The organism is Bradyrhizobium sp. SPXBL-02, from assembly GCF_051853065.1.
GTDB lineage: Bacteria > Pseudomonadota > Alphaproteobacteria > Rhizobiales > Xanthobacteraceae > Bradyrhizobium.
The window spans coordinates 246,014-263,158 of record NZ_CP182474.1 but is presented as its reverse complement, the minus strand read 5'-3'; the positions used below and the strand labels follow the sequence as shown (position 1 = coordinate 263,158).

Annotated in this window: 16 protein-coding genes and 1 tRNA gene; 10 read left to right on the top strand and 7 right to left on the bottom strand. The window is 61.0% G+C overall.

Annotation, left to right across the window (positions count from 1 at the left end):
• Nucleotides 1–56: 56 nt before the first annotated feature.
• The gene (locus ACNJYD_RS01255; protein WP_439365112.1) at nucleotides 57–1,817 is read right to left on the bottom strand and encodes a DNA methyltransferase; all 1,761 of its coding nucleotides are present in this window, start codon (nucleotides 1,815–1,817) and stop codon (nucleotides 57–59) included.
• 948 nt (nucleotides 1,818–2,765) lie between these two features.
• Between ACNJYD_RS01255 and ACNJYD_RS01250 the strand changes: the two genes are divergently transcribed.
• The 4 genes from ACNJYD_RS01250 (at nucleotide 2,766) to ACNJYD_RS01235 (ending at nucleotide 6,387) form a co-directional block, all read left to right on the top strand.
• The gene (locus ACNJYD_RS01250; protein WP_439365111.1) at nucleotides 2,766–3,494 is read left to right on the top strand and encodes a recombinase family protein; all 729 of its coding nucleotides are present in this window, start codon (nucleotides 2,766–2,768) and stop codon (nucleotides 3,492–3,494) included.
• A gap of 58 nt (nucleotides 3,495–3,552) precedes the next feature.
• The gene (locus ACNJYD_RS01245) at nucleotides 3,553–4,296 is read left to right on the top strand and encodes a hypothetical protein (protein ID WP_439365110.1); all 744 of its coding nucleotides are present in this window, start codon (nucleotides 3,553–3,555) and stop codon (nucleotides 4,294–4,296) included.
• Nucleotides 4,297–4,393: 97 nt separating this feature from the next.
• A complete protein-coding gene (locus ACNJYD_RS01240) occupies nucleotides 4,394–4,987 on the top strand; it encodes a hypothetical protein (protein ID WP_439365109.1) in 594 nt (197 codons plus the stop codon).
• 590 nt (nucleotides 4,988–5,577) lie between these two features.
• Nucleotides 5,578–6,387 (top strand): hypothetical protein, encoded by an 810-nt coding sequence (locus ACNJYD_RS01235; protein ID WP_439365108.1) that lies wholly within the window; start codon nucleotides 5,578–5,580, stop codon nucleotides 6,385–6,387.
• Nucleotides 6,388–6,872: 485 nt separating this feature from the next.
• On the opposite strand, the gene ACNJYD_RS01230 is transcribed toward ACNJYD_RS01235, so the two are convergent.
• Nucleotides 6,873–7,109, bottom strand: coding sequence for a helix-turn-helix domain-containing protein (locus tag ACNJYD_RS01230; protein ID WP_225128007.1), 237 nt, complete (start codon nucleotides 7,107–7,109; stop codon nucleotides 6,873–6,875).
• 119 nt (nucleotides 7,110–7,228) lie between these two features.
• On the opposite strand from ACNJYD_RS01230, the gene ACNJYD_RS01225 reads away from it, so the two are divergent.
• The 3 genes from ACNJYD_RS01225 to ACNJYD_RS01215 all read left to right on the top strand — a co-directional run bounded on the left by ACNJYD_RS01225 (nucleotide 7,229) and on the right by ACNJYD_RS01215 (nucleotide 8,914).
• Entirely contained in the window at nucleotides 7,229–7,657 is a 429-nt protein-coding gene (locus tag ACNJYD_RS01225) for a hypothetical protein (RefSeq protein ID WP_439365107.1), read from the top strand.
• Between the two features lie 484 nt (nucleotides 7,658–8,141).
• Entirely contained in the window at nucleotides 8,142–8,351 is a 210-nt protein-coding gene (locus tag ACNJYD_RS01220) for a GDCCVxC domain-containing (seleno)protein (RefSeq protein ID WP_439365106.1), read from the top strand.
• A gap of 320 nt (nucleotides 8,352–8,671) precedes the next feature.
• A complete protein-coding gene (locus tag ACNJYD_RS01215; RefSeq protein ID WP_439365105.1) occupies nucleotides 8,672–8,914 on the top strand; it encodes a DUF6894 family protein in 243 nt (80 codons plus the stop codon).
• Nucleotides 8,915–9,004: 90 nt separating this feature from the next.
• Here the strand turns inward: ACNJYD_RS01215 and ACNJYD_RS01210 are convergent, their stop codons facing one another.
• Together ACNJYD_RS01210 and ACNJYD_RS01205 are read right to left on the bottom strand one after the other, a co-directional pair.
• Nucleotides 9,005–10,663: a tyrosine-type recombinase/integrase gene (locus tag ACNJYD_RS01210; RefSeq protein ID WP_439365104.1), complete on the bottom strand. Its 1,659-nt coding sequence runs from the start codon at nucleotides 10,661–10,663 to the stop codon at nucleotides 9,005–9,007.
• Nucleotides 10,664–10,751: 88 nt separating this feature from the next.
• Nucleotides 10,752–10,838 (bottom strand) — tRNA-Leu (locus ACNJYD_RS01205).
• A gap of 151 nt (nucleotides 10,839–10,989) precedes the next feature.
• Between ACNJYD_RS01205 and ACNJYD_RS01200 the strand changes: the two genes are divergently transcribed.
• Entirely contained in the window at nucleotides 10,990–11,955 is a 966-nt protein-coding gene (locus ACNJYD_RS01200) for a complex I NDUFA9 subunit family protein (protein ID WP_439365103.1), read from the top strand.
• 60 nt (nucleotides 11,956–12,015) lie between these two features.
• On the opposite strand, the gene ACNJYD_RS01195 is transcribed toward ACNJYD_RS01200, so the two are convergent.
• The 3 genes from ACNJYD_RS01195 to ACNJYD_RS01185 form a co-directional block, all read right to left on the bottom strand.
• Nucleotides 12,016–12,756: an SDR family oxidoreductase gene (locus tag ACNJYD_RS01195; protein WP_439365102.1), complete on the bottom strand. Its 741-nt coding sequence runs from the start codon at nucleotides 12,754–12,756 to the stop codon at nucleotides 12,016–12,018.
• Nucleotides 12,757–12,759: 3 nt separating this feature from the next.
• The gene (locus tag ACNJYD_RS01190; protein ID WP_439365101.1) at nucleotides 12,760–14,085 is read right to left on the bottom strand and encodes an FAD-binding oxidoreductase; all 1,326 of its coding nucleotides are present in this window, start codon (nucleotides 14,083–14,085) and stop codon (nucleotides 12,760–12,762) included.
• A gap of 108 nt (nucleotides 14,086–14,193) precedes the next feature.
• Nucleotides 14,194–15,000 carry an undecaprenyl-diphosphate phosphatase gene (locus tag ACNJYD_RS01185; RefSeq protein WP_172789490.1) on the bottom strand — a complete coding sequence of 269 codons (807 nt, stop codon included), beginning with the start codon at nucleotides 14,998–15,000 and terminating at the stop codon, nucleotides 14,194–14,196.
• A gap of 169 nt (nucleotides 15,001–15,169) precedes the next feature.
• On the opposite strand from ACNJYD_RS01185, the gene ACNJYD_RS01180 reads away from it, so the two are divergent.
• Both ACNJYD_RS01180 and queG read left to right on the top strand, forming a co-directional pair.
• Nucleotides 15,170–15,862, top strand: a complete 693-nt coding sequence (locus ACNJYD_RS01180; RefSeq protein WP_212257801.1) for a glutathione S-transferase family protein — start codon at nucleotides 15,170–15,172, stop codon at nucleotides 15,860–15,862.
• On the top strand, nucleotides 15,811–16,986 hold the full coding sequence (gene queG / locus ACNJYD_RS01175) for a tRNA epoxyqueuosine(34) reductase QueG (protein ID WP_439365100.1): 1,176 nt from the start codon (nucleotides 15,811–15,813) through the stop codon (nucleotides 16,984–16,986). Before ACNJYD_RS01180 ends, queG begins: the two co-directional genes overlap by 52 nt.
• The last annotated feature ends 159 nt before the right edge of the window (nucleotides 16,987–17,145 follow it).

Sequence of the window (17,145 nt, the reverse complement as noted above, 5' to 3'; positions counted from 1 at the left end):
CGCCGCCACCTGCAATCTAGCGACGCCGACTTTACGGATCAAGGACTTACGCCATATTAGCCCGTCTTTGCCCTCGATGAGCTGGGAACAGTAAGCGGATTGAGGTGCTGGGTTAGCATTTCGGGCCTCACGGCCGACTTACCCCCGACGAAGCTTAGCGGCAATTCAGGAGCGTTCGGGTCAGGCCGCTTAGCCCCCCTGCTCTTTGTCTCAAAGACAGCGCTGTGAATCTGCTCCACCGGGGGAAGGCGCGGCTTCTTCCCTTCGAACCAATCCGCGATGCTGACGATCTGAAGTCGCGGCGTCCGACCATGGACCACATCAGCGAAACCCGCTGACGTGGCTTCGCGAAGCATTGATGGCGTAGGACGCTCCAAGCATACGAAGAGTCCCATTTCGGCCTTCTCGCGCTCAATGACGCCGCGAAGCTCTCTAACATGCGCAGGCCCGGTATGGCCCGCTTTAGCCGAGATAATCATTCTGCCATAGGCACGGCCTGGACCATTTGGAAAGAATAGCTCCCCATCGATCCCGCGATCTGCCCCCTTCTTAACTTCGTTGATTCGATGTGCTCCTAGCAGGTAATTGGCCCACCATTGGAATTGGAAGGGATTGGAATTCGCCAAACGAGCGGCGGAAGCGTAATCAGCGGGAATACCTTCGGCGCTAGGCACATTGGACTTTCCGAATGCATCCTTCAATCGCCCTTCGATCACATGGATGGCGTGAATAGACACGTCGATCCCGATCCAGTTGCGCTTAGCAGCCTGCGCCGCATGCACCGTAGTCCCGCACCCGCAGAAGGGATCAAGGACGATTTGGCCCGGCTTGGTTGAAGCACGGATTATTCGGTCGAGAAGCGCGACGGGCTTTTGCGTTGGATATCCAAGGCGCTCTTGACCGACGTTGTGAACCGGCTTGATGTCCAGCACCAAATCTTGAAGGGGCATTCCGGGCAGTTCGTCAACGTAGCGCTTACGCTGTGGCATGCCCCCCTGCTTCTGTGGCCAGTGAATCCTTCCTGCCGCATCGAGCCTATCAAGCTCACCATGAGGCACCGCCCAGTGACGGCCCTTTGCGCTTACGGATATGCCTCTCCAAGGCTTACCGCTCTCGCCATTTCGGGTCCCGGCGCCGGTTAGGTCTGCACGTCGCCACTTCCGCCCGTCAGGGTCTTCATGCACGAAGAACGAATTGATGTACTCCTGATCGTAGGACTGATGAACATCCTCCCACGTGAATTCGTCAGAAGCGCTATAGAATAGAATGACATCGTGGATCGGTCCCCAGCGCTTGGCCGAGTTATGTGCGCTCGTTCGCTTCCAAATGATCTCACTTCGGAATTTGTCCGGCCCAAAGATGCCATCGAGCAGGATCTTCAGATAATGGCTGGCGGTCGGGTCGCAATGCAAATAAAGAGAGCCAGTCGGCTTGAGAACACGACGAAGCTCCACGAGCCGCTGTGCCATCATCACCAAATAGGCCATCATATCGCTCTCACCGAGAGCTGATCTCAAAGCAGAGACAAACGTGGCGGTAGGCCCGCCGACGCTGGTCATGATTTCATGATATGCGGCCTCGGCTTCTCCGGTATGCCATGACCAGAAATCCAAGAATGCGCCAACCTGTGCAGAAGTAACGTCTTCAACCGGACTCTTGAATAGGACATTGTACCGCGCCTGACTATTGAACGGCGGGTCCAAATAGACGAGGTCCACGCTCTCGTCTTTGATTTGCTGACGTAGTATTTCGAGATTATCCCCGAAGAATAATTTGTTTGGCGAAGTAGCCGCAACGCGTACTGAACTCTTAGCCATAGGCCCCACTCCACAATGGGCCCATGAATGCGGTTAAGAAGCCAACAAGCGCTTTTACTTTCGCGTAACGACGATTAATTTTGTCAGGTAGGGTTAACCAAGTCTTTCATCCCGGCCAGTGGACTATGAAAGCCATTATGATCTTTCGCGTTTTCATCTTCAGCCTGATAGCCCTGTGCAGCTCAATCGGCGCCTTGGCCGATCCAATAATTCATACCGAGATTGTCATTCGGGACGGTGACACCATTCAGGTTCGGGGGACGACATACAGGTTGGTCGGCTATGACACGCCGGAAATCGCATCGCGCTGGAGGAGCGTAGGGCCCGACGAGAGGGCGGTAGCGCTGATCGCAAAGGAACGATTTGGGGAGCTGCTCCGTAGCGGTTCATTGGACCTCCGACCCGTGCCCTGTTCGTGCTCCCAAGCGAAGATCGCAAAGGGCTTATGTAATCACCGACGCAAGTGCGCCATTCTCTTGCTCGATGGAGCAAACATTGGTGAAAGACTTATCGCCGAAGAACTCGCAGTACCCTTTGTGTGTGGCACGGAGAGGTGTCCGAGGATGCCGGACTGGCCGAAAATAATCGAGGCTCAATCACGATGAGAGGAGAGGCGTATTCGCCCGGCGATTCTCATCATTCGGCCTGCTAGGTTGTTGCCCGGCCGGAATTGCGTTTTGGGTAGCTCATCTCAGAACTGACCTCGTGGCGGCAGCTTGCCGCTTTCCCCCCGCACCCCTTACCCAACTTCTGAAGCATCCTTCATCACACAATCCCGCGCTCCGGCACGCACTGCGCTCGCAGCGCTTCCGTGATGGGCGGGCGCGTTGAAGACGCTTCGCCCTGAGTCGATTTGACTCACTTCCTGCCCGTTGGCGAGCGAATCCCACGTCAATAACAATGGTGTCAACGGACGTTGGCTAAGTTGTTCATAGGCGAGAGTGAAGCATGAAGGTGAAGCAACGGTTTGTCGCTTACTACCGAGTGTCTACCCGCAAGCAGGGAGCTTCAGGCCTAGGCCTGGAGGCACAGAGGACCGCTGTAGGAAACTATCTCGGCGACCGCACAGCGAAGGTGGTGGCTGAGTTCACCGAGATCGAGAGTGGGAAGCGCAGTGACAGACCGGCCCTCGACCAAGCACTCACCGCGGCTCGGGTGCACCAAGCAGCCTTGGTGGTCGCCAAGGTGGATCGACTCACCCGTTCGGTGGGCTTCCTGTCGAGGCTCCTGGAGGCAGGTGTTGATGTGAGGTTCGCAGACCTCCCCACCATTGAGGGACCCACCGGGCGCTTCATGCTCCAACAGATGGCAGCCGTCGCGGAGCTAGAGGCGGGTCTGATCTCCTCTCGCACCAGAGCTGCACTCCAAGCGGCGAAGGCAAGGGGGCAGCAGCTCGGAGGCAACCGAGGAGCCACCTTGTCCAGCAAGGCGAGAGCTAAGGGCCGGGACACACAGGTCGGGCTCGCTCAGCGACGAGCCAATGACCTCGCACCTCTGTTGGATGAACTGCGCTGTGAAGGCAACAGCACACCCACCGATATAGCTAGGGCACTAACAGCACGGGGAGTACCTACAGCACGAGGGAGCACCACTTGGTCAGCCCTTCAGGTCATGCGCATACAGTCGCGACTCGGCAGAAAGCGTTCGGATCGCGCAGTTTCTGGAGCGCAGTCCTGATATTGTTTGTTTGCCGATGCGACCCCATATTCGTGTCGTCCATACTTGGTGCATTACAATGGAATTGAAAAAACTGACCATCGCCGAAGCACTCACAGTCGTTAGCGAATGGGCCGCGAGAGCAGCACAGTGCAGGGGGAGTTCAAACGCTCCCGACTTAGAGCCTCTGCGCTATCTTCTCGATACGCGGCGCCCCTCCATTCTAGGCGTTGATTTGGAGCTGTTGGCGCATAAAGGGCAGGCGTTGGTGGGCTTTCGACTCACCCAATCGGAAAGCATCGGCGATCAGAAGACTCGCTATGTGCTGCCCATCCACTTCGCGATTATGCGGGCGTTCGAGGTCATACCGGGCATTCGGTTGAGACTGGACGGAGATTCACATCAGGGAGATAGAGCAAAACGCAAGGTCCAGAGGCGGGAAGAAAAGCTGATCTATCCGATGAACATCTACCTGCCGGAGGCTCTGGCTCAAAAGATGGGAATCAAAGGCCAATCGCGCTTGGACCGCATCCTATTCAACGCGCCACCGGATGCGAGACTCCACCCTAAACGGACCGGACACCACCGAGTTTTTATTCCATCCGAATCGGTGTTGCTCGAGTTTCGTGGCGAACCGCTGCAAACCCAAGAGACTTGGCTTAGGCTCGCGAAGCTAGCTCTCGACAACGGGCAACATGATGGATTGCGCAGCCTCCCGGATGTTTTGCAATCGCTCTTTGTTACTGCGGAGAGGTGGCACCGCGACGAACTGGACGGTCGCCTCGATGGCGATCCGCGGTGGGATCATGCCAGCGCCGGCTGAAAGGTTGCGGCGGCGGTCGCTCGTCAAGCGCCGAATAGCTCTGGAGAGCGACAGAGCGGCAACACATTGCGTCGTTCCCGGCTGCGGTCGACTAACCATGAAGGCTGCCCAGGAGGGGCTGGCTCCCAATCACTGCCGCAAGCACGTTGAGCACCGGGCGCGGCACGGCAGCTATTGGCTCAACACCTACACGGCTGCTGAACTAAAGCCGTATCTGACCGCCGCCAACGCTTACGTCCGCCTTTTGGCAGCAAAGGATAAGTTCATCGCCGCAGCTATAGCCGGCCTCCGAACGACATTGGACGAAGCTGGGCCGGTCGAGATCGCAACTAGGCTGAAGGGCATGTCGGCTGCCAAACGGGCGAAGATAGCGCTGGCGAGGTTACGTGTCGCGCAGGTCGAGCCCGAACGCATTCTCTGTATCGTCTTGGCGGTCACCGCCCTTGCGGAATCCAATGGACACCGGCCACGGGAGTTTCGGACGGTTCAATTTGCAAAAGCCGTGCATCGACTAGCGAGCGGCACAGGATGGGTGAGTTCAAAAAAGCGGGCCTATCCTAGATCGACTGGACAGGTTTTACGCGTCATGGGTCGCTTGCTGGAGAAGCCTTGCGAGCTTGTCTTGGAACGGCACCTCCCGGGCGTCTTGGCCTATCGGCAGCGCTTTGGCCGCCAACCGAAGCTGTCTTAGGCCCTTCCTGAGAATTTCGCGCAACGACCTCGCTTGCGAGACATCAGGTGGCCATTCGACGGTACGTGCATGTTCGATGTTTTAGCGGATCACTTTAAGCACGGAACCCTATGCCCTCCCTATCGCAGCCCATGATGTTTGATCCCCAGCTTCGCGCGAAGAGCGCGGAGCTTCAGGGTTCGGTTCGAAGGCTGGCAGAGACGTTGTTAGCCCACGAGGCCGCGAGAGGCTCTCGTAAGCGAGCGCGAAAGGATGCGGACACCGCGAAATTCTACGTGGCCGTGGAGGCACTGGCCTGCAATCTCATTCTGCTAGAGTCTACAGGGAGTAAGTCTAAGCTTGCTGTGCCCAGGTCACATGCCGTTATCTGGCAAGGGGACGCGAAGTCAAACCCAGTGTTTGGTCAACACTTTCTCGATGCCATCGATCTCATGTCCGCAACGGGTCTCATCGCGGAGGGACGGCGCGGCTATAGGATCTCCGCTAGGTCGAAAATGCCGTCGCTTGTCGAACCGCGAGGGCGCCTTGCAGACCATCTTCCCCTGTGTCCACCTGCATGGCGCGAGATCCACCAGATTGACGAGCCTGTGGTGGTCATTCTGAAGGAAGGAAAAGACGAGGACGGGAACGCCGCGGTTATCAGTCATCGCGAGACTGCTCAGTCTAAAAAGTTCGGGAAGCAAGTCCGAGCCATAAATAAATTCTTGCGCGAGGCTGACATTGAAATCGCGGGCCAAGACAAGTCCGGTCCCTCTTTAGGAAAGGACGGTCATGTCATCGCACCCTATCGTCGCTCGCTGAGGCGCATCTTCAACAACGGTACATGGCAGCACGGAGGCCGTCTCGCAGGCGCCGCCTTTTGGCTCTGGATGGAGCGGACAGAACGCAAGCGCATCCGTATCGACGGCCAACGCGTGGCGGAGGTCGATTATGGACAACTTTTCCCGCGCCTCGCCTATGTGCGGGCCGGAGCGCCTCAGCCTGAGGGCGACCTCTATGATATTTTCGGTAACCGCACCGGCCGCGATGGCTGCAAGAAGCTAATGAACGCGCTACTGTTCTCGCGGGGGCCGCTGAAGAATTGGCCCGAAGACACGCACCGACACTTTCCGGACGGCACCAATCTCCGAACGGCAATCGAGATGCTCTCCGCGAAGCACGCTCCCATCGCTCATCTGTTTGGGAAGGGCCTTGGCTTCCAACTGATGCGCATCGAAAGCGACATGCTGATCGAGGTTCTCACGGAGTTATCGGCTGCGGGAGTCACCGCCCTGCCCCTTCACGACGCGGTGCTCGTCGCGAAATCCCACATGGGAGTGGCGCAGGAAGCGATGGGGGCCGTGTTTCGACGCTGGAGCCGCTCGCCCTGCGCGATTGTCTCAGTGAAAATTCATCAATAATCGCAATAACATAACTCTTATGCCTCCGCTAATGGAGGAGGAAGCTAGAGGGGGAAACTCGGAGTTTAGAGGTTAGAGGTCGATCTCGGGTCCTCTAAGGGATGCCCTCAAGTTGGGAGGGTGACACCACCCCTCCTTAGAGTGATCCCAACATGCGGGCTCTAAGGATCACCCCCAGCCCTGAAGGGTCACCTCTGCTCGGGTGAGCGACCGCCACGTCCCCATGGGGGCGCCTTCTAGTCCCCATCCTTTGAGGTACATCAAGCATGCCTTATTGCGCACCCCTTCTGAATAGAGGGAGGCGAGATCACCATGCGCAAGCACAACTGGCTTCTGTTGGCGTGGGACTTTTGGGCGCTCCTCCTTGCTGCCCTCTTCCTCTATGTTTTGCTCATTGCATGACTCCCGGCCTCCCGCGCTGCCGCGCGACGTGGGTCAGGTGTTCAAAGTGACCGCCCACGCTGACACCGGACGAGATAGAGGGACTAAGCCCGCCCCTTCCGCTGGGGGACAAGCAATCGGTCAGGGGTCGTCTTGAGGGCCTTCGCCAAGCGGGCCAGGACGATGATGGTGCAGTTGCGAGTGCCCCGCTCCACCTGACTGACGTAGGTCCGGTCTAGCCCCGCCTCTAGGGCCAAATCCTCTTGGGACAGGCCGAGCCCCTTACGGGCCTTCCGCACAGCCTCCGCCACCACATCAACGATCCCGGTCTCGTCATCCATCCCCGAGAGCAGGCCATCATGATGACTCTAGGTCTACGGACTATGAGTCCCATTTTCTCGTTGAGACATGATGACTATCGTCTACAATCGGCTCTCCACTGATAATGAGGAACGCAAGAATGACCAGCACGGAGGGCACCGCCCCGAAGCTGCGTGACGACGACCCCATCAAGGTTCTCTTCGATATGGCCAGCTACTGGGCCACCATCTGGAGCGTCGTTGCGCTCTGCCTTTGGCTCGAACATCAGGTTCTCAGGCGGCTGGATATCGAATCCGGCGGCTTCCAAGTTGCCATCCTTCTTGTGAGCACACCGGCCATTTTCTTAGCGACGGTCACTCGCATTCAGAAGAACCCCAAAGCGCGGCTGATTTTGGAGCGAGCCCGTTACGTCGTGGTCTTGGTCGCTGCGGCCTTGCTCGGGGCCTATCTTCACGCGAACCACAAAGACGATTCGTATGAGAATGCCTTGCGCGATGGCGCTGTGCTGGCTTGTTTGAAACTTGCGGCCTGCAAAGCGGCAGCAATCGAGTATGCCAACAATCGCTAGGAGGTTAAGTCGATATCGGCTTCGGGCACAAACCGGACTATCCCCGCTCACTGTAACAGGGCCACTCGTGACCCCAGCGGACATCCAGCCGACCCCGCAGAACTGTGAATGGGCATGACCGCCGATGGCGGATATTGCGTTGGGGAATGATCCGCAACCGACTTGCAGGTATTCTCACGACCGCTGGCCTAGTGACTGGGACCGCGCAGTGCTCTCGGCATCGTGCTGCCTTGCCGCTCGCCCTTGGCGGCCTTGGTGCGGGTGCCAGCGCTTTTGCCGTGCTTGAAGCAATTGTCGACTATCGAACACCATTGTTGATTGCGAGCGCGGTATTGGTCGGCATTGCTTGGTGTGTATACTTCGGACGGCGCGGTGCCATCGGTACAGCGGTCGTCCTATTCGTTGCGACCGTACTCGTCGGGACAGCGGCAGCATGGGGCCATCTGGAACGCCCACTTTTGAAGGTCATCAGGAAAGCCCGGTAATGGAATTACAATCGACTCTGACCTGTCCCATCTGCGGCCACAAAACCAAAGAGACCATGCCGACGGACGCCTGCCAGTTCTTCTACGACTGTAAGGGCTGCGGCATTAGGTTGAAGCCCAAAGCAGGTGACTGTTGCGTGTTTTGCTCCTACGGCACCGTGCCATGCCCCCCCATTCAAGAGAATGGCAAGGGCGCGTGCTGCGGCTAGGACATCCCCAGTAGAGCTGGGATAGCTTTCGTCGCCTTTTGGCCCCTTGGCCGAACAATGCTTGGACGACCGTATTGTCGGCTATTGGCGGCAGAACCGTTTAGCCTCCTCAATCGCTGCAGAAGGGCGAACAGTTCGGCATTCGTTGCGTGAACCATGCCCCTCTAATCAACATAGGTTAATCTCGGATTCACCTCCTCCACGATTTTTGGAACAGAATTTGCTGTTCGAAATTATCCCGCATCACCGGCCGGGGCTCTGACCGTAGGCGTCGGTGGCTGAGAGACACGGCGCGCTCCCGCCTGCGTTGGGAGTGCCGGATGGCCCTTTATTACTTCGACTTCCGCGATGGGGGAAACATCATCCTCGATGAGGAAGGGTTGGACTTGCGCGACATGGTGGCAGTGCAAAGAGAGGCGGCCCGCGCTCTGACGGGACTTGCATCGGACAGCATGGCAAGTTTCAAGGGGTCGCAAATCCATCAAATGGCAATCGCCGTGCGCGATGAAAGCGGCCCTGTGATGGAAGTCGAGTTCGCCTTTAAGATCATCCGCAAGCAGTAAGGCCGCCTAGTTGGCGGCGTCTTCGCCAATGTCGCCTGTGGCCCTTAGCGGACCTTTGCTTCCCCGAAGGGTTTGTCAGCTATCGGTTACTTATGCGACTTCGATCGCCGGAAACCGAGCGATGGCATTCGCCTTCGCCTTAATGGTCACGTCGCCGTAACCCTCCGAGACATTGCGTGGCGCATGCCCTTGAATGGCGTCCAGCACGCGCGTCTCAACGCCCTGCTCTATGCCGACGGTCTTGAACCGATGGCGCCAGCCGTGGCTCGGATCGACGTTCTTATCCTTCACCACCTCGCGCACAAACTCATTCACCTTGTTCCGGGCCGTCTTCACTGCATTACGCACTCCAAGCTCACCGACCTTGGGTTCAATGAACAGATAGCCGCCCTTCGACGTCTCGAAGAACGCCAAGAAGCCCTCCTCCATGATTTGGCGATGGAGTACGACGTCACGCGCTTCATCCGTCTTCACGGGCCCCGCTTCGGGCGTCACGTGCAGCACCCAGAGCTTGCCTTCGCGCCGCAAGTCCTCCTTGCGAATCTGGATCATCTCGCCCACGCGGGCGCCCGTGAAGGCACACAGCCACGGCACCCACCTCTTAGCCGCCGCGAGCTTCGGGGCTTCCCGGCCGGGCACGAACTCGCGAGCGTGCTTCAGGATGGCGATGGCCTCCGAATCATAGAACCCCTTAGACCGGAGCTTGCGCGACTTGCCGACCTTGATGGTGATCCCTTCGGCCGGATTGCTAAGCAGCCGACGATTGACCACCGCCCAGCCAAACACCGTCTTCAGGCCCGCGAGGTCACTATCCTTCACGGTCTTTGGGCTAACGCCGCTCTGCACGCGATAATCCTTGAAGCGGACTATGTCCTCCGGTGTCACCCGGCTCGCAGTGTCGTGCTTGAGGAACGTCACAAGGCGCGCCATTGAATTGCGATAGCTCTCATAGGTGCTCTGCTTGCGACCGGCCTGCTTGGCTTCCTTCCACCAGTCCTCGACCAGCCCGGTGAGAGAATTCTTTGAGGCGCCCCGCTTTGGGTTCTCCTTCAGTGGCCCTTCAGGCGCCTGCCAATCCGGGAAGCGGGCGGCCTTGAGGTCAGGCGCATAGTCCCCTCCCGCATTGCGCTGGCGGCTCATGAAAGCGTCCCGCAACGCCATCCAAAAAGCGACCAGCAACATGGCGCGCCTTTCGCTGTCCACGCGGCGAATGCCCTTGGTCAACAAGAGGCGATCCACGATAGGACCAAGCGGCTTTTCCAAGTGCTTGGGGTCGCCATCCTTGCCGACCTTCTCCCACATCGCCACGACGGCCGCCCATTGAGCTTCCTGCTCGTCCTGGCTGTCGGTGTCTGGCGCCCAGCCAACTCCGGGCGTGTGCACCATGGCGACACTCCGGGCGCGGCTCTCGCTGTCCGCCCAAACGCGATAGAGTTCGCCCGCCAAGGCCGTCGTCTGTCGGTGGCTCAAATGCACAGGGGCATCATTGCGGAGCGCCGCCCAGACGGATTCCAGATAGGCCGCCGCGAGCGCCTGACGGGTCTTGATCTCGCTGGGGTCCGTGGTGCGAAGGGAGAACCGCACTGCCTGAGCGCCCTCGCGAAGCGTCACGAAAACGAAACTGTCACCGAGCGGAATCGCCAGTTCGAAACCGACTGCTTTGCGTCGGACATCAGCCGGAATGCGCTGCACGAAAAGAGGAAAGCGAGACCCGTCCCGGCGCATCGGCCGAACAACCCTGAACAGCAATGTTACACCCCATTGTTACACAGTCGGGGCCAACGCAACACTCTGAAAGGGCTTATCTATCTGGATTTGTTTGCGATCCAGAATCGTATGGTGCCCAGGAAAGGACTCGAACCTTCACGGCCGTTAAGCCACTGGCACCTGAAGCCAGCGCGTCTACCAATTCCACCACCTGGGCATGCCGTTTGGGGCACGGAGGCGGTTACTACGGTTCGGTGACGCCGTTGTCAATTCATGCGTGAGGCCGGGCTCGGGATGCCGATTGCGCATCGCAAACCGGCCCGATACAAGCCTGACACGACACACTCTTTTCCGCAGGAACGGCTCCCATGGCATCGAATCTGGACACGCTCGTCACGGTTTTCGGCGGATCGGGGTTTTTGGGCCGCAGCGTCGTCCGCGCCCTGTGCAAGCGGGATTACCGGGTCCGGGTCGCGGTGCGGCGGCCGGAACTCGCTGGATACCTCCAGCCGCTCGGCCGGGTCGGGCAGGTCCACAATGTGCAGGCGAATCTGCGCTATCCGGCCTCGGTCGAGGCGGCGCTGCGTGATTCGCATGTCGTGATCAACCTCGTCGGCGTCCTCACCGAGGGCGGCGCGCAGACGTTTGACGCCGTCCAGGCCAAGGGCGCCGAGACCGTCGCCAAGGCGGCGGCCGCGGCCGGGGCCCAGCTGGTGCATGTCTCGGCGATCGGGGCCGATGCGCAATCGCCCTCGCGCTATGCCAGGGCCAAGGCGGCCGGCGAAGCCGCGGTCCTGGCCGCGGTTCCCGCCGCCACGATCTTCCGCCCCTCCGTGATGTTCGGCCCCGAGGACCAGTTCACCAACCGCTTTGCCGCACTGGCCCGGATGTCGCCGGTGCTGCCGCTGATCGGCGGCGAGACCAAGATGCAGCCGGTCTATGTCGGCGACGTCGCCAGCGCGATCGCGGATGCCGCCGACGGCAAGGCCAAGGCGGGCGCGACCTACGAGCTCGGCGGGCCGGAGGTGCTGAGCATGCGCGAGATCATCGAGGCGATCCTCGAAATCACCGACCGCAAGCGGATGCTGGTGCCGCTGTCGTTCGGCCTCGCCCGCTTCCAGGCCAACTTCCTGCAATTCGCACCGGGCGCGTTCAAGCTGACCCCGGACCAGGTCACGCTGCTCGAGCGCGACAATGTCGTGTCCGATGCGGCGAAGGCCGCCGGGCTGACGCTGGAAGGCCTCGGCATCACGCCCGATTCGCTGGAAGCGATCGCCCCGCAATATCTCTGGCGCTTCCGCGCGGCCGGTCAGTTCCAGCGCATGAGCGTGTGAGTTTCACCTCTCCCGCTTGCGGGAGAGGTCGCCGCGAAGCGGCGGGTGAGGGCAACGGCCTCAAAACTTCAGCTTCTTGAACACCGCTTCCGGCAACGTCTTGATGATCAACATCACGAGGCGCCATTTGGCGCTGACGTAGACGATATCGGTCTTGTTCTCGACGGCGCGAAGGATCGCATCGCCGACGACGGGAGCCTCGACGGTGAGCGGGCCGATCAGCTTCATGCCTTCGGTCATCCTGGTGCGGACGAAGCCGGGCTTGACCGTGACGACGTGGACGCCGCCCCGGCTGGCGCGGGCGCGCAGGCCGGACAGGAAGGCGGAGAAGCCGGCCTTCGCCGAGCCATAGACATAGTTCGAGGCGCGGCCGCGATCGCCGGCAACCGAGGACACGCCGACCAGCGTGCCGCTGCCGCGGCTCAAGAACTTTTCCGCGAACAGGCCAAGGATCAGCGCCGGGCCCTCGTAGTTGGAGCGCATGATCGCGGTGGCGTGGGCGAGATCGCTCTCGGCCTGTTGCTGCACCCCGAGCAGGCCGACGATCGAGATGACGACATCGGGCAGCGCGGGAAGGCCGGCGACGAAGCCTTCGAACGAGGCGGTGTCGAGCACGTCGAAGGTGTGGAGGCCGACCTCGACATTGTAGCGCGCGCGCAGATCGGCGGCGTCAGGCTCCAGCGCGGCGAGGTCGCGGCCGGCGAGCCCCACATCGTATCCCGCTTTGGCGAAGGCGCGCGCCGCGGCGCGGCCGATGTCGGATGAGCCACCCAGGACCAGTACAGACTTGCGCGACGTCACGGCCTAGACCTCATCAAACAGACGTTGTGAAAGCTTGGAGCGGATGTTGCCGGCAGGATCGAGCGATTTGCGGATCGCGTTGAAGCGCGACAGCGCGAGATAGCCGGCATTGAGCGTCTCGCGCGACTGGCGCGCATCCTTGGCGAGATAAAGCCGCCCGCCTGCCGCGACGACGAGACCATCGATCTCGTCGAGAAAATTCAGGATGTCGCCCCGCACCGGGAAATCCAGCGCCAGCGTGTAGCCGGGCAGCGGAAACGACAGGATGCCGTCGCCCTGGCCGAGCTTCTTCAGCACCGCGAGGAAGGAGGCATCGCCGCGCCGCGCGACGCGATCGAGGATCTCGCCGAGCACGTCGCGCGCGCCGTTTTCCGGGATCACACATTGATGCTGCAGGAAGCCGCGCTTGCCGTAGATGCGATTCCAGTCGGCAATGCTGTCGAGCGGGAAGAAATAAGGATAGAGCGAGACCACATGGCTGCGGCCGGCGCGGCGCGCGCCCATGCGGTAATACAGCTCGTTGAAGGCACGGATGCTGAAGCGGTTCAGCGTCATCGAGGGCAAATCGATGGGGACGCCGAGACCGGGATCCTTGCCGGCGGGAAACGCGGCGGCACCGGCGGGAAGCTCGTCCTTGCCGGCGTGCTCGCCGAGATAGACCAGCGAGCGGCCAAGATCCTTGCCGCGCGCGGCACAATCGATCCAGGCCACCGAATAGGTCGCGGCATCGCCTGCATCGAGCGCGCGCATCGCCGCATCGAGATCGGATGCCGAGATCACGCGCTCGCGGATCCATCCCGTTTCGGCCTTGCGCAACCGCATCGTCGCCTCGAGGATGATTCCGGTCAGACCCATGCCGCCGATTGTGGCAAAGAACGCATCGGAGTTCTGCTCGCGCGAGGCCTCGATGGTCTCGCCCTCGCCCGTGCGCAGCAGAATGCTCTCGACGTAACGGCCGAAGCCGCCTTCACAATGATGGTTCTTGCCGTGCACGTCGGCGGCGATGGCGCCGCCGATCGACACGAAGCGCGTGCCGGGCAGCACGAAGGGCAGAAAACCGCGCGGGCCGAAAGTGTCGATCAGATCCGAGAGCAGCACGCCGGCCTCGAGGCGGATGCGTCCACTCGCCGGATCGAACCATCTGATGCGGTCGAAGCCCGTCATCGCGACGGTCCTGGCGACCCCGATCGCGGCATCGCCATAGGCGCGGCCATTGCCGCGCGCCACGGTGCCGGACACCATGGCTTCAGCAACGGCCTCGAACGACCGCGGCCGCAGCACGTCGCTATCGACGACCGGGAAACGGCCCCAGCCGCTGACGAGGGTCATGGTTCAGCTCCTGTGCCGGGCGCACCGCCCTGCATTGCGAAACTGAGTACCGGTCAAAAGCTTATATTGCGTTGAAGGCGCGGCAGGGGCGTAGATGGGGTAACGGGCCTACCGTCCCAACGCCAGCGCGATCAGGCCGAGGGTGCCGACGATGACGCGCCACCAGGCGAACAGCACGAAGCCGTGGCGGGTGACGTAGGTCAGGAACGTCTTCACCACGATGATCGCGGTGATGAACGAGACCACGAAGCCGATCGCGACGATGTTCATGTGATCCATCGTCATCTCGGCGCGGTTCTTGTAGAAATCGTAGGCGAACGCGCCGATCATGGTGGGGATGGCGAGGAAGAACGAGAACTCCGCCGCCGCGCGCTTGTCGGCGCCCAAGAGCATCGCAGCGACGATGCTGGCGCCGGAGCGCGACACGCCCGGGATCATCGCCACGCATTGCGCGATGCCGATATAGAGATACATCAAGAGCGGAAACTTGGTGGCGTCGTGCTCGCGCGGCTTGAGATCGAGCTTGTCGACCCAGAGCAGGATGGCGCCGCCGACGATCAGCGTGAAGCAGACGACCCACGGATTGAACAGCAGGGTCTTGATGTATTTGCCGGCGACGAGACCGACGATCACGGCCGGCAGGAACGCCACCAGCACGCCGATCACGAAGCGGCGCGCATAGGCATCGCCCGTGAACAGGCCGATCACGACATCCCAGAGCTTCCTGAAGTAGAGCCCCACGATCGCGAGGATCGCGCCCAGCTGGATCAGGACCGTAAACGAATCCCAGAACGCACCTTCGCCGAGATGGAAGAAGCGCTCCGCGAGCAGGAGGTGGCCGGTCGAGGATACGGGAAGGAACTCGGTCACACCCTCGATGATGCCGAGGATCACTGCCCGTATTGCGTCTGACATATTTACGGTCCATTTCGGCTGGAAAAGCGGGGCTCTTCTCGCCTATTCGCCCCCATGCCGCAATCGCAAAATGCGACATCACGCCCTTGCTTCGCGGTTTTGAAGGGCTAGTGTGGCGCCGCACAAACATTGATGGATTCTTAAGCACCATCAAATAGTCAAAGGCTTCATGTTTACGCTGTTTCATCATCCGTTCTGCCCGCATTCGCGCTTCATCCGCCTGATCGTGGGTGAATACGGGCTCGACCTGAAGCTGGTCGAGGAGCGCAGCTGGGAGCGGCGCGAGGCGTTTCTGCTGCTGAATGCGGCCGGCACCACGCCTGTGCTGGTGGACGAGGAACAGCCGCCGATCCCGGGCGCGGCCATCATCGCCGAATATGTCGACGAGGCCTATGGCGCGGGGATGGGCGTCAAGCGCCTGATGCCGGAGACCACCTTCGAGCGCGTCGAGGTGCGCCGGCTGATGGCCTGGTTCAACGAAAAGTTCTTCGAGGAGGTCTCGCACCCGCTCGTCACCGAGCGGATCTACAAGCGCTTCATGAGCGAGGAGAACGGCGGCGGCCCGCCTTCGGCGGACGTGATGCGCGCAGCGAAAGCCAATGTGCGCTATCATCTGGCCTATATCGGCTGGCTGGCGCAGACGCGCAATTTCCTCGCCGGCGACCGGCTCACCTACGCGGATCTCGCCGCCGCGGCGCATCTCTCGGCGATCGACTATCTGGGCGACGTGCCATGGAGCGAGGACGACGCAGCAAAGGCGTGGTACGCGCGGGTGAAATCCCGCCCGTCGTTCCGTCCGCTGCTAAGCGAATGGCTGGCCGGCGTGCCGGCGTCGCGGACCTATGTGGACCTGGATTTCTGAGCTCCGACCCGACTGAGCTGAAGGCGGCGCTGGCGCGCGAAGCGCACGCGCTCGGCTTCGACTGCATCGGCGTCACCGCGCCGGGCACGATCGATGCGGCCGGAAAATACTTCCTCGAATTCATCGCCTCGGGCGGCCATGGCGACATGGATTGGCTGGCGAACCAACCGGAGCGCCGCGTCGATCCGCGCGGGCTGTGGGCCGACGTGCGCAGCGTGATCATGCTCGGCGTCAATTACGGTCCCGACTCCGATCCGCTCGCGATCCTGAAGCAGCGCACGCGCGCGGCGATCTCGGTCTATGCGCAAGGTGACGACTATCATGACATCATCAAGAAGCGGCTGAAGGCGCTGGCGCGCTGGCTGGTGGCGACCGCGCCGTCGGACGTGAAGGTGTTCGTTGACACTGCGGCGGTGATGGAAAAGCCGCTGGCGCAGACCGCGGGCCTTGGCTGGCAGGGCAAGCACACCAACCTCGTCTCGCGCGAGTTCGGCTCGTGGCTGTTTCTCGGTGCGATCTACACCACGCTCGATCTGCCGCACGATGCCGCCGAGATCGATCATTGCGGCTCGTGCCGGGCCTGTCTCGACATCTGCCCGACCGCGGCCTTTCCCGCGCCCTACAAGCTCGATGCGCGGCGCTGCATCTCGTATCTCACGATCGAGAACAAGGGCGCGATCCCGCGCGAGTTTCGCAAGGCTATCGGCAATCGCATCTATGGCTGCGACGATTGCCTCGCGGCATGCCCGTGGAACAAGTTTGCGCAGGAGGGTCGCGAGGCCAAGCTCGCCGCGCGCGACGCATTGCGCGCGCCTGATCTCGCCGAGTTGGCACGGCTCGACGATGCCGCGTTTCGTGCGCTGTTCACGAAGTCGCCGGTGAAGCGCATCGGCCGCGACCGGTTCTTGCGGAATGTGCTGATTGCGATCGGCAACTCAGGCGAGGCGGCGCTGGCGGACGAGGCGCGGCGGTTACTCGATGACTCAAGCCCACTGGTACGCGGGGCGGCGGTGTGGGCGCTGGGGCAGTTGGTGTCACGAGAAGAGTTTGAGGCGATGCGATCTGCTGCTGCGCGCAAGGAGCACGACGATAGCGTGCGTGAGGAGTGGCGAGCTGCGTCCTAATTCTCTGCTGTCATTCCCCGCGAAAGCGGGGGATCCAGTACGCCGCGGCCTGTCGATTCAACCACAACCGCCGCGGCGTACTGGATCGCCCGGTCAGGCCGGGCGATGACACCTTTTGTATGGTGAGCACACACGCCCTCACCACCCTTGATTTCCCCG

Bases quoted from the DNA above. Each gene is read 5' to 3' on its own strand.
- ACNJYD_RS01185 (WP_172789490.1), bottom strand. From the start codon at position 15,000: ATGTCAGACGCAATACGGGCAGTGATCCTCGGCATCATCGAGGGTGTG.
- ACNJYD_RS01250 (WP_439365111.1), top strand. From the start codon at position 2,766: ATGAAGGTGAAGCAACGGTTTGTCGCTTACTACCGAGTGTCTACCCGC.
- ACNJYD_RS01255 (WP_439365112.1), bottom strand. From the start codon at position 1,817: ATGGCTAAGAGTTCAGTACGCGTTGCGGCTACTTCGCCAAACAAATTA.
- ACNJYD_RS01220 (WP_439365106.1), top strand. From the start codon at position 8,142: ATGGAATTACAATCGACTCTGACCTGTCCCATCTGCGGCCACAAAACC.
- ACNJYD_RS01245 (WP_439365110.1), top strand. From the start codon at position 3,553: ATGGAATTGAAAAAACTGACCATCGCCGAAGCACTCACAGTCGTTAGC.
- ACNJYD_RS01240 (WP_439365109.1), top strand. From the start codon at position 4,394: ATGAAGGCTGCCCAGGAGGGGCTGGCTCCCAATCACTGCCGCAAGCAC.
- ACNJYD_RS01230 (WP_225128007.1), bottom strand. From the start codon at position 7,109: ATGGATGACGAGACCGGGATCGTTGATGTGGTGGCGGAGGCTGTGCGG.
- ACNJYD_RS01200 (WP_439365103.1), top strand. From the start codon at position 10,990: ATGGCATCGAATCTGGACACGCTCGTCACGGTTTTCGGCGGATCGGGG.
- queG (WP_439365100.1), top strand. From the start codon at position 15,811: ATGGCTGGCCGGCGTGCCGGCGTCGCGGACCTATGTGGACCTGGATTT.
- ACNJYD_RS01180 (WP_212257801.1), top strand. From the start codon at position 15,170: ATGTTTACGCTGTTTCATCATCCGTTCTGCCCGCATTCGCGCTTCATC.
- ACNJYD_RS01215 (WP_439365105.1), top strand. From the start codon at position 8,672: ATGGCCCTTTATTACTTCGACTTCCGCGATGGGGGAAACATCATCCTC.
- ACNJYD_RS01190 (WP_439365101.1), bottom strand. From the start codon at position 14,085: ATGACCCTCGTCAGCGGCTGGGGCCGTTTCCCGGTCGTCGATAGCGAC.
- ACNJYD_RS01225 (WP_439365107.1), top strand. From the start codon at position 7,229: ATGACCAGCACGGAGGGCACCGCCCCGAAGCTGCGTGACGACGACCCC.